This window comes from Proteus terrae subsp. cibarius (genome assembly GCF_011045835.1).
Classification (GTDB): Bacteria; Pseudomonadota; Gammaproteobacteria; order Enterobacterales; family Enterobacteriaceae; genus Proteus; species Proteus cibarius.
Genome location: NZ_CP047349.1, coordinates 2,738,449 through 2,751,160, shown reverse-complemented (window position 1 = coordinate 2,751,160; position 12,712 = coordinate 2,738,449). Strand labels below are relative to the sequence as shown.

Annotated in this window: 5 protein-coding genes; 1 reads left to right on the top strand and 4 read right to left on the bottom strand. The window is 39.6% G+C overall.

What is annotated here, in order from left to right; genetic code table 11:
* The first annotated feature begins 64 nt into the window (after positions 1 to 64).
* Positions 65 to 2,773 carry a preprotein translocase subunit SecA gene (secA, locus tag GTH25_RS12815; RefSeq protein ID WP_099659313.1) on the top strand — a complete coding sequence of 903 codons (2,709 nt, stop codon included), beginning with the start codon at positions 65 to 67 and terminating at the stop codon, positions 2,771 to 2,773.
* Positions 2,774 to 2,867: 94 nt separating this feature from the next.
* Here secA and cueR read toward each other — a convergent pair whose 3' ends face one another.
* The 4 genes from cueR to GTH25_RS12795 form a co-directional block, all read right to left on the bottom strand.
* Positions 2,868 to 3,317 (bottom strand): Cu(I)-responsive transcriptional regulator, encoded by a 450-nt coding sequence (cueR, locus tag GTH25_RS12810; RefSeq protein WP_156733823.1) that lies wholly within the window; start codon positions 3,315 to 3,317, stop codon positions 2,868 to 2,870.
* 108 nt (positions 3,318 to 3,425) lie between these two features.
* Complete coding sequence (locus GTH25_RS12805; RefSeq protein ID WP_164530620.1) at positions 3,426 to 5,915, bottom strand: heavy metal translocating P-type ATPase; 2,490 nt, start codon at positions 5,913 to 5,915, stop codon at positions 3,426 to 3,428.
* A gap of 291 nt (positions 5,916 to 6,206) precedes the next feature.
* Positions 6,207 to 10,940, bottom strand: coding sequence for a calcium-independent hemolysin HpmA (hpmA, locus tag GTH25_RS12800; protein ID WP_164530619.1), 4,734 nt, complete (start codon positions 10,938 to 10,940; stop codon positions 6,207 to 6,209).
* A 33-nt stretch (positions 10,941 to 10,973) separates the two neighbouring features.
* A complete protein-coding gene (locus GTH25_RS12795; RefSeq protein ID WP_164530618.1) occupies positions 10,974 to 12,659 on the bottom strand; it encodes a ShlB/FhaC/HecB family hemolysin secretion/activation protein in 1,686 nt (561 codons plus the stop codon).
* Positions 12,660 to 12,712: the final 53 nt, after the last annotated feature.

The window sequence follows — 12,712 nt, the reverse complement described above, 5'->3', positions numbered from 1 at the left end:
CTGTTTATTGATAGATACAGAGGCTGTTTTCGGCGTTTCACGCCATAAATGAGAATAAAGATTTATGTTAGGTAAAATTGTAACCAAAATTTTTGGTAGTCGTAATGATCGTACAATCCGTCGTATGCGTAAAGTTGTTGGTGAAATTAATAAATTAGAACCTGAATTTGAAAAGCTGACTGATGATGAATTAAAAGCGAAAACAAATGAATTTCGTGAGCGTTTAAAAAGCGGTGAAAAAGAAGAAGATATTTTACCTGAAGCATTTGCAACCGTACGTGAAGCAAGTAAGCGTGTCTTTGGTATGCGTCACTTCGATGTGCAGTTAATCGGTGGTATGGTGCTAAATGAGCGTTGTATTGCAGAAATGCGTACAGGTGAAGGTAAAACATTAACGGCAACATTACCAGCATATTTAAATGCGTTATCAGGTAAAGGGGTTCACGTTGTTACCGTCAATGACTATCTTGCACAACGTGACGCCGAAAATAACCGTCCTCTGTTTGAATTCTTGGGGTTAAGCGTTGGTATCAACTTGCCAAATATGGCGCCACCAGTAAAACGCGAAGCCTATAATGCTGATATTACTTACGGTACGAACAACGAATTTGGTTTTGACTACCTGCGTGACAACATGGCATTTAGCCCACAAGAACGTGTTCAACGTAAATTACACTATGCATTAGTGGATGAGGTTGACTCTATCTTAATCGATGAAGCACGTACTCCATTGATTATCTCAGGCCCAGCAGAAGATAGTTCTGAGCTTTATATTCAAATGAATAAAGTGATCCCTCACTTGATTTCTCAAGAAAAAGAAGACTCAGATACTTTCCAAGGTGAAGGCGATTACTCTGTTGATGAAAAAACACGTCAAGTGAACATCACAGAACGCGGTTTGGTTAAAATCGAAGGGTTATTAGCAGATGCTGGCATGATGAAAGAAGGAGAGTCTTTATACTCACCGGCTAACATTATGTTAATGCACCATGTGACAGCAGCATTACGTGCTCACGCACTATTTACCAAAGACGTTGACTACATTGTTAAAGATGGCGAAGTTATCATTGTTGACGAACACACGGGTCGTACAATGCAAGGTCGTCGTTGGTCTGATGGTTTACACCAAGCGGTTGAAGCAAAAGAAGGTGTGAAGATCCAAAATGAGAACCAAACCTTAGCGTCAATCACATTCCAAAACTATTTCCGTTTATACGAAAAATTAGCAGGGATGACCGGTACTGCGGATACAGAAGCATTTGAATTTAACTCTATTTATCGCTTAGAAACCATTGTTATCCCAACTAACCGCCCAATGGTACGTAAAGATCTGCCTGACTTAGTTTATATGAATGAGCAAGGTAAATTTGCAGCCATTATTGAAGATATTCGCGAGCGTACTCAAAATGGTCAGCCTGTTCTTGTGGGTACCATTTCAATTGAAAAATCAGAAGAAATTTCTAAAGCGCTGACTAAAGCGAATGTTCACCATAACGTGCTGAATGCGAAATTCCACGCAATGGAAGCGGACATCATTGCTAACGCAGGTTTACCTTCAGCGGTAACTATTGCAACTAACATGGCAGGTCGTGGTACTGATATCGTGTTAGGGGGTAGTTGGCAAACTGAAGTGGCTAAACTTGAAGAGCCAACCGAAGCGCAAATCGAAGAAATCAAAGCTAAATGGAAAGAGCGCCATGATGCAGTATTAGCATCAGGTGGTTTACATATCATTGGTACTGAGCGTCACGAATCTCGTCGTATTGATAACCAGTTACGTGGTCGTGCGGGTCGTCAAGGTGATGAAGGTTCTTCTCGTTTCTATTTATCTATGGAAGACTCCTTAATGCGTATTTTTGCTTCAGACAAAGTGTCTGGCATGATGCGTAAATTAGGTATGAATGAAACCGAAGCGATTGAGCACCCTTGGGTAACCAAAGCGATTGCAAACGCACAGCGTAAAGTAGAAAACCGCAACTTTGATATTCGTAAGCAACTGCTTGAATATGATGACGTAGCAAATGACCAACGTCGTGCAATCTATACTCAGCGTAACGAATTATTGGATGTGGCAGACGTAAGCGAAACGATTGATAGTATTCGCCAAGACGTCTTCACTTCAATGATTGATAACTATATTCCACCTCAATCATTGGAAGAAATGTGGGATATCGAAGGTTTAACAGCATGTCTACAAAAAGACTTTGATTTAAATTTACCAATCAAAGAGTGGTTAGATAAAGAACCTGAATTACACGAAGAAACATTACGTGAGCGTATTTTAGAAAAATCTATCGAAGTTTATAAAGCGAAAGAAGAGATCGTTAGCGCTGAAATGATGCGTAACTTTGAAAAAGGCGTGATGTTACAAACGCTGGATTCACTGTGGAAAGAGCACTTGGCTGCAATGGATTATTTACGTCAAGGTATCCACTTACGTGGTTATGCACAAAAAGATCCAAAACAAGAGTACAAACGTGAATCGTTCGCTATGTTTGCTAATATGTTGGAATCACTGAAATACGAGGTGATCAGCACATTAAGCAAAGTACAGGTTCGTTTACCTGAAGAAGTTGAAGAGTTAGAACGCCGTCGCCGTGAAGAAGCTGAACGTTTAGCTAAACAACAACAATTAAGCCATGAAGTGACAAAAGAGTCTCAAATGTCAGCAGTAGATGGTCAAGTTGCCGCTGGTAAAAAAGTGGGACGTAACGAACCATGCCCTTGTGGATCGGGTAAGAAATTTAAGCATTGTCATGGTCAATTAGGTTAATTTATCCGTTGGTAATAATGGTTATTTAACCTTTCGTTGAACAAGAAAATCCCGCTTAGCAATAAGCGGGATTTTTTTATGGTTGATAGAAAAACTAAATTGAAGAGCGAAGGTGAGAAAGGTGACTGTTGGTCGTTTTACTTTGAGAGCCTGACTGGGGCTCAACTAATCCCGCAATAATCGGGCAATCAGGATTGTTGTCACCTTGGCAATTTTTCGCTAAATGTTCTAGCGTTTTTGTCATTTGTTGTAGCTCAGCAATTTTATGATTGAGCTCTTCGATATGGGAGAGTGCAATAGATTTCACATCAGCACTGGCGCGTTCTCTGTTATTCCATAAAACCAACAATGTTGATATTTGTTCTGTCGAAAAACCAAGCGCTCGAGAATGGCGAATAAAACGAAAGCAAGCTACGTCTGCATCCGTGTAATCGCGATAACCTGAATCAGTACGAATAGCCTTGGGAATTAAGCCAATCTGCTCATAATAACGGATCATTTTGCTTGAAATACCGGACTTCTTTGCTGCTTGACCAATATTCATTATGTCCTCCTTATCGGATAATAAAGCACTCTCTATAAGTATAAAGTAGTCGCTTTATAATATTGAGCCAGACCCTTGTGGAGTCTGGCTATAAAGAAAATCAATCTATTAATGAGCTTTCATTGGTGCTTGAAAACGTTTTAGTCGTAAGGCGTTACCCAATACAAATACACTTGAAAGCGCCATTGCGGCAGCAGCAATGATGGGTGAAAGTAACATGCCATTAATTGGATAAAGCATGCCAGCCGCGACAGGAATTAATAAAGCGTTATAGGCAAAAGCCCAAAATAAGTTTTGCTTGATATTGCGAATAGTTGCTTGACTTAAAGCTATTGCATCAACGACACCGCGCAGATCACCCGACATTAACACCACATCAGCAGCTTCAATAGCGACATCGGTTCCTGTACCAATCGCTAACCCAACATCAGCCTGTGCAAGTGCTGGAGCATCATTGATACCATCACCAACAAAAGCGACTTTGGCACCTTTATGGCTAAATTGTTTTAAGGCTTCGACTTTTCCATCAGGAAGTACTTCAGCCGCAATTTCATCAATACCTAACTGTTTAGCGATCGCTTTTGCTGTGGCTTCGTTATCACCAGTGATCATGGCAACTCTCAAACCTAAATCATGTAAAGCTTTGATTGCTTCAGGGGTTGTTTCTTTAATCGGATCTGCAACTGCAATAATGGCAGCAAGACGCCCATCAATGGCTGCATAAAGAGGGCTTTTGCCTTGCTCACCGAGTTTCTGTGCTGAAGAGATAAAGTGACTGACATCTAATTCAAGTTGTTTCATAAAGCGATCAGCACCAACAGATACCATTCTTCCATCTACTGTTGCACTAACGCCAAAACCTGGAACTGCTTCAAAATTCTCAACCGCAGCGAGTGTTAACTCTGCCTCTTTAGCTGCATTGACAATAGCTTCTGCAATAGGGTGTTCCGAATACGTTTCAATAGCTGCAACAAGGCGTAAGACTTCGTTATATTCAAAGCCTTCTGCTGGAATTAAATCCGTTAATTCAGGACGACCTTTTGTTAATGTCCCTGTTTTATCAAGTGCTACAACATTGACATCACGTAAGGCTTGTAAGGCTTCACCTTTACGGAAAAGAATGCCCAATTCTGCCGCGCGACCTGTACCCACCATAATGGATGTTGGTGTTGCTAATCCCATAGCACATGGGCAGGCAATAATTAACACGGCAACGGCATTAATGAGCGCAAAGGTTAATGCTGGCTCAGGGCCAAAAGCTAACCAAATAAAGAAAGTGATAGTTGCGCCTAACATAACCGCGGGTACAAACCACATGGTGACTTTATCAACAAGTGCTTGAATAGGAAGTTTAGATCCTTGAGCTTCCTCCACTAAGCGAATGATTTGTGCTAATACGGTATTGGAGCCAACCTTGGTGACTTTAAAACTAAAAGCACCTGTTTTATTGATGGTTCCGCCCACAACATCAGAGCCAATCTCTTTCGATACAGGTACAGGCTCTCCGGTTATCATGCTTTCATCAACGTAAGAGTGACCATCAATAATCTCTCCATCAACAGGTATTTTTTCACCAGGGCGAACAAAAACGATGTCTTCCATCACTACTTGATCCAGTGGGATTTCTAATGTCTCACCATGACGAGAAACTCGCGCTGTTTTGGCTTGTAAACCAATTAACCGTTTAATTGCTTGAGATGTATTTCCTTTCGCTTTGGCTTCAAGCGTTCTTCCTAACAAGATCAGGGTGACAATCACAACAGCAGCTTCAAAATAGATATTGGCTGTGCCGGCAGGTAAGACTTGAGGAATAAAGGTTGATACCACTGAATAGCCGTAAGCGGCTGCTGTACCAACAGACACTAATGAGTTCATATCAGGAGCACCGCGTAATAACGCTGGTATTCCTTTTTGGAAAAAGCGTAAACCAGGGCCAAACATCACAACAGTGGCGAGGATAAATTGAATATACCAGTTTAGTTGTTGCCCCAGTGTTTGAGTAACCCAACCATGTACGCCGGGAATAAAGTGTGAGCCCATTTCAATAACAAAAACGGGTAATGTGAAAATAGTGGCGATAAGTAATGCGCGACGTAATGAACGTTCCTCTTTTTCACGGCGCTCTTCACCTACATCACGTGTATTTGCTGGATCATCAGATAAACGACGGGGTTTATAGCCTGCGTGTACAACGGCGACCTCTAAATCCGTGATCGATACTACGCCTGATAAATGGCGTACCCGAGCGCGTTCAGTTGCAAGGTTTACCGTGGCTTCTAATACACCGGGTACTTGAGCTAGTGCTTTTTCTACACGACCAACGCAAGATGCGCAGGTCATTTCTTCAATTGCCAGCTCGGTTATCTCTTCGGGTACTTTATAACCTGAACTTTCAATGGCGCTCACGGCAACTATTGGGTCGGGTGTATTTGTAAATGTAATATCTGCACGTTCAGTGGCTAGATTGACAACGGCATCTTGTATTTGTGGTACGGCTTTTAAGGCTCGTTCGACACGACCAACACATGATGCACATGTCATACCTTCAACAGGTAAACTCAACCGATTGGCAGAGGACAACGTAGTATTAGTGTTCATCAAAAATCCCCTTTTAAATATGGTATGAGATAAAGCTTAGGCTTTACCATTAGGGGAAGGTCAAGAAATCGATAGTGATTTAATTTCTACGATAAAATGTATTTTTCTATTTTTAATTCAATGCATTATCTTCTATTTCTCATTTTCTGCATTTAATTTAAATCTTAAAGAAGTGTAAATTTATTGGATGATCAGCGAAATCTAAGCAGATAAATAAAAAACCCGCTTATTGTGATAACAAGCGGGTTTGGCTTACAAAAGAATAGGCATTACTCTTTTATGAGGTATCTATTATTTTTCAGAAATAGACGATTTTGTGTTTACAGTTTCATTAACTTTAACAGGTGATTTTAATGATAAGTCGCCACCTGTAAGTTGTTTCACTAAATCAACTGCAGATGATTTCAGATCAAGATCTGCACCGGCTTCATATTGATGGCCTTCAATATTGTTTAATTGAACGTTGCTACCACCTAAATCAACCTGACCTTGCTCACTTTTAATTTCAGCGCCTGCCAGCTTAGTTGTACCACTTACATTTAATGAAATATCATTTTTACTAGTTAAGGTTGTGGTTTGGGTCACTGCATCATTATCAATATGAGAAACTTTGATATCCGCATTGGCTGTATGACCTTCAGCACCAGTTACGATATTTTTGATACCGTTACCCACTGTGCCTACACCTTTATCAATTTTGGCTTTTGTTTCGCCACTGATACCCGTTTTATCTGCGATAGTTGAAGAGAGTGAATTATATTTATCAGAGATAACATCTGTTGCAGATTTAATACCTGAATCAATGGTCTCTTTGATAGTGTTTTCTAATAGTGATCCACCTGCTTTAGCTGTTTTATCAACTTGGCTAGATTTAGGATCATTGTTATGGTTATAACCGACATTTACATCAACATTAACGTGACGATCGCTGTCTTTTTGGCTAGTCACTGTAAAATCACCGCCCACATTACCCGTTACATTATCTGCAGAAACATTTGCACCAGAAAGAGCGAGGTTTTTGTCACTATTTAAAGTTAATGTGCCTGTTTCTACAGAGGCATTTTGGTGTGTAGACTTTTGTTGATCTTCAACGTTTACTAAAACTTTACCACCAATATCATGGATAGAGGTTGCTGGGTTTTCATCAGTCACTTCTTTTGGCGTCGTATTGGTTTGCTTGCCATTTAAAGAGATATCAGTACCCCAGTTATTTTTGTAATCCGTTGATTGTGCTGATGTCAGCGTGGTATCACCAGATTGAGAAGTTAATTGCGTATCTTTGCTATTAACTTTAGTACCTTGAAGATTAACAGAGCTACCATTAACGGTTAAATTACCTTGGTTAGCAATAGTTCCACCTTCACGAGAAACACTCTTCTCATCTTGCTTACCAATAGCAAATTCAGCACCGCCTAAGCCATTGACAGAAGATGATTTATCACCTGCATTTTGACCAAAGCCCGCTTGTAATCCACCCGATAAGTTCTTACCTGTTTCAGTACGTTGAGATTCTGTTGCTTGGAAATCAACTTTGTTAGTTGCAGTCAGAGCAACATCATTTTCGCTGGTTAAATGAGTGCCTTGTAAAGTCAGATTATGGCCTGAGTTTAACTCAATACCTTGAGAGGCATTCACTGAACCCGCTTTTGCTGTTGTCTGATCTTTTTGATGATTTGCACCACCTGCGTTAAAGCCACCACCGTAATCTTTACTGTCTGGTGTTGTACCGACTTTCAGGTTTGCACTGCCATTCACGTTATGTTGGCTTTCAGTGTGGGTATCTGCTGCTTGTGCAAGTGTTAAATCACCGCCAGCATTAATGACAGTTTTTCCATCTTGAGCATCAAATTTAGCGCCTTCATAATATGCGTCTTCACGTACATTAATATTGATATTACTGGCTGAATTAAACTGGCTACCTTCAGCTTTGGTTGTGGTTAGGTTTGTGTCAGTGGTTTTACCTTCACCTTTAATTGCTACGGTAATATCAGTGCCTGTTTTGGTGCTGACACCTACTTGACCGCCACCTGTTGTTTCATGGAAGGACTCTTGGTGTTTGTTTTGGGCCGTTTCACTGGTATGAGTGTTAGCGGTTAGCGCAATGTCACCTTGGGTAGATTGATAATGAGTACCTTGGTCATGTAGCGTTTTATTGCTATCAGTATTAATTTTACCCGCGGTAATTGATGTAGAAACCGCTTGACTATCACTTTGTGATTTCTGGCTACCGCCACCTTTAACACCGACTTCAACACCCACATTTGGCGCTTCTAAATTACTTAAGTTAGCAAGATTACTAATGGCATCTTTAAAGGTAACCTTCTTATCCATATCGGTATTGTTACCCGGTTTTGTGGTATCAATTCCATCTTCTACTGCTTTTTTAATCGGTTTAGTCACACCGCTATAATCAAGATTAACACCTACATCGACACCGATATTTAAGGTATCTGTTTTAGATGTTGCACTATCATTTGCAGCAAGGTGATTGATATTTTCACCTGATTCTTTATACGCACCATCAACTTTGTGTGATGCACCTTGATGCGTTACATCATTGTTTGCAGTAATGGTTAAATCACCTGCAACTTGAGTTTCGCTACCTTTATTTTTGGTGATATCAGTTGTTGTATGCTGTTTATCATATTGGAAATCAGCTTTACTACCGATCTTATCAACACCACCAGTATAGCTAAAGCCACCTGAAATGGTTCTATCTGTACTGTCAGTCTCTTTTTTATTTTCTGTTGAAACAAAAGCAATATTGTCACCAGAAACAATGGCATTACCTGCAGTTGTTTTTAAATCAGAGCCAGCAAAAGCGACATCTTTATCCGCTTGAACTTTAACACTGCCACCACTGATAGTAGATCCTACTTGTTCAGTTTCAGTGCTATTATTTTTGTTGGATGTATGAGTGATATGAAAACCTGCGCTATATTGCTTGTCTTCAACTTCTTTGGCATGACCAGTGATCTCTAATGATGTTTTTTCATCATTGATTTTCGTGATTTGCTGTGCAGATTTAACGTTGATATCACCTAAAGATCTAATGCCTAATTCATCAGCACTTTTAATTAAGCTACCAATTACATTGACATCTTTCCCACTAACTACTGTTAATTCTGCATCAGAAACTAATTCACTACCCGTTGAATGCTGTTGGTTAGTTTCATTCTTGTGGGAGTTTTTAGTAATGTTAAATGCAGTACCTGTACGTTCATCTGTTTTAGTGATGGTTTCACTAATCGCATTATCAATAACAACGTCACCTTGAGTCGTTTTAACAAAGGCACCTTGATTGCCTTTCACTTGACTACCTGTGATTTTGACACTGTTATCTGCTGCAAGTAGCAGTTGCCCGTCAGCCGTTAATTGTGTTGAATGACTGACTTCTTGTTTATTGTTATTGTTCTTATTATTACCACCGCCGATACCACCCCAAACGACATGATTATCAGTTACTGTTTTATCATTGTTGGTATTTTGAACATTAAGATTGATGTTTTCTTTAGCGTTAACAACAACATTCTCATTAGAATGTAATTTCGCACCTTGAGCAGTAACAGAGCCTTCAGCATTTAAACCTAGCGTTTTACCCGCAGTCAATTCACTGCCTTTTAAGGTTTCTGTTTGATGGCTATTGCTCCAGCTACCTGTCTCTAAACGAGAAGTATGGTTACGCTTATAGCCGTTTTCACTGCGATTTTCTTTCTCAACTAATCCGTTGATATTAATATCTTGATTAGCATTAATTGCCAGTGTGTTACCCGCATTAATTTTTGCACCTTCAAGTGTTACATCACCTTTAGTTGCTGTTAATGTCGCACTGTTTTTGGCATCAATATGGCTACCAACTTGCTGTACTAGCTCTTTTTCTTTAGTCACATCATATTGCCAAGAATAGAACCAGCGATTATCAGTATCAGTATCTTTTTGCTGTAACTGTTTACCATCAACCGTTAAATGAGCACCTTGTAATAAAATATCATCACCCATTAAATCAGAGGCTTTAATTTGGTTTTTATTATCAGCAACTAATGTGATGTTTTTACCTTTTAACTCTGTTTTTGTCAGAGTCTGGCTTGAACCACTGTTATTAACAGCAATACCACCACGGTAATTTTGATAGTTTTCACTACCATCTTTATCGTAGCTGTCATAGCGAACTTGGCTATCCGTTTGAATATTGTCCGCTCTGACACTTAATTCGTTATCAGCAACAAATTTACCTGTTAATTTAACCCCACTTCCTTCTGCGGTATTAATAATACGAATACGACCAGATTGCATACTACCAAAGAAATAACTATCTAAGGCAGAAGCGGGTTTTTGTGATGAAAGAATATCAAAGCGTTGGGAGAATGTATTTTGACCTGTTAATGCAGAAATTTCTGCAGCAGTTATTTTGCCTCTGCTATCAATACGAGGTGCAATTAAATCTAAAAGGCCGGGAGCGTGTAATCCGTTTTTACCAATAGAAAGTAAATTCGTATTGTTAAGTGTGCTATAACCTTTTAACTCACCATTTTCAAATAGTGGGTTACCGACAACCAAAGAAGAACGGCTGGTATTGATAAAACCGCATCCATCACAGGTAATACCATTTGGGTTAGAAAGTACATATTCTGCAGCGATACCAAAAACTTCTTGCTGGCCTAATAAGAACGAAGGATTTCGACTAACAACTTCATTTAAAATCAAAGAAGCAGCTTGTCCATTTAAATTGCTGTTAGCATTTAATTGTCCAGCAAGTTGTGATTGTCCCGCCTCTAAGGAGTTGTTAAAAACAGCGCCTGGTTTACCTACATTAAAATCTTGATATTGGTTATGAGAGATACCTTCATTATTTGGTGTAACGATATTAATGACTTGAGTGCCACCATTGACTGATGAAACATTCGGTCCTTGATTGCCCGCATCAGGAACAATACCTCCAGCATATGCATTTAGTGATACGAAAATAATCGCTAAAGATGCAGCAAGCCTACCCGAAGGAGAGAGCTTGAAGTTTTTTGATTTCATAGAGTTTTCTCCGTTTATTGCTATGAGTGTGAATCAAAATAAATATGAAAATCTAACTAACACTTGAGTAGGGTCTTTGGTTTTATTGGAATTCGTTTGGTTGTAAAGCAAATGCCCCTTGGCGACTTCAATATCGAATTGTGCTTTTTGATATTGGAGATTTAAGCCCGAACTTAGCCCATAGCCACTACGCCATCCTTCATAGTTACCATGTTGTTGAACTCGGCCAGCATCGAGGCCAATTCGAGGGGTGATTGAAAATGTGTTTATCCGATAAGGATAAGAAAGCGTATTACGTAAATAGCCGCCGTTATCGCCAGAAAGTGTACTTTGGTCAAAACCACGGATTGCGTTTTTATCCGTTAAACTAAGCCATTCCACACCCGGTAAGGTGTCGGGGCTATATTGACCAAAGAAGGCGCTATTGAATAAAAATGTAGAGTTCGATAAGGCAAAACGATGTTGCCAATTGGCAAAAAGCTTAACTTTTGTAAAGCGATAGTCATTACCATTGCCATTAGCAACACGAGGTGATTCATCTGCACCAAACCAACTAATGGCTTTTTCTGCACTTAAATTAACGCTGATGACACCATTTGGAACAATGTGTAAATGGTTGATACCTAACTCTACCGTTGTAAGTGCAGGGCTACTGATATCAAGGCGAATTTGGCTGAAATAGTTACGTATTCGCTTATGTGTTATCTGCATGTTTAAGGTATCAATCTGTTTTTGACTACGATAAAAAGCGTAATCTCCCCTTAAACCAACTTGTGTTGTATCACCGGATAAACGTACAGTACGTGTTTGTAATGCTTGATGAAATTCATACTCCGAATAGCTACCAAAAGTGCTGAATGTCAATGCACCATAAGGTAAAGAATAGAGTAGGGTGTAAGCACGATTAAAGCGTGTATTAGGATTATCAGTGGTAACGCTGGCATTTAAGCTGACAAAGTCAGATAGCCCTAATGGGCTGTCTAAGCTTGCATTGGTTCGAACTAACCAGCGTCCTGAGTTTTTTTGCCCATAGTTATCATTTGAAATATTAAGGTGCCATGGCGCTTGTCGCTGATTGGTAAGTTGAATAATAGAGCCACCTAATTGCGTACCAGGCAGTATATCGAGTTTAACTTTATTCGACTGTAAACGGTTTGCTTGATCAAGCCCTTGGTCCAGTTTTGAAAGCTTAAGAGGCTCTCCTTCAACCTGAGGGAAAAGTAGTGCTGTGTTAACGCCTCGATCACCGCCTTCAATTTTTTCAATAAAGCCTTCAATAACATACAGCCCAAGCTGTTGCTCTTGATTTGGGCGTAAAAATTGAACTCTAGCCGTGATATAACCATGTTGCAGATAGCGTTGGGTTAACTCTTTGACTAAACGGTTAACGTCAGCACTTTTTATACATTGCTCTGGTAATGGTGTTAAGGAATCAAGATCTTTTTCATTAAGTAAAGTAATTCCTTGAACATACACACCATTAATAGGCAAACAATGTTCTGATTCAGTAATAAGTGTGGGGGTAGGTGAAACCTCTAATGCATTTTCTTGAAGTTGTTGATAGCGATTTTGTTCAATAAGTTGATTTATTTCACGTTGGCTATCTTGTAATGCGCGCCGTGATTCTCCCATCGAGCCTAAATAGCCGGCGTCATTTGCTGTTAATCCACAGGTTGAAAATCCACTTAATAGTGTTAATAAAATAACTTTTTTTCTCATTTTACCTCAATATAAAGGTATTAATTCAAATATAAATAATGTTGCTTAAATAT

Coding starts and splice junctions, on each gene's coding strand:
- secA (WP_099659313.1), top strand. CDS start 65: ATGTTAGGTAAAATTGTAACCAAAATTTTTGGTAGTCGTAATGATCGT.
- cueR (WP_156733823.1), bottom strand. CDS start 3,317: ATGAATATTGGTCAAGCAGCAAAGAAGTCCGGTATTTCAAGCAAAATG.
- GTH25_RS12805 (WP_164530620.1), bottom strand. CDS start 5,915: ATGAACACTAATACTACGTTGTCCTCTGCCAATCGGTTGAGTTTACCT.
- hpmA (WP_164530619.1), bottom strand. CDS start 10,940: ATGAAATCAAAAAACTTCAAGCTCTCTCCTTCGGGTAGGCTTGCTGCA.
- GTH25_RS12795 (WP_164530618.1), bottom strand. CDS start 12,659: ATGAGAAAAAAAGTTATTTTATTAACACTATTAAGTGGATTTTCAACC.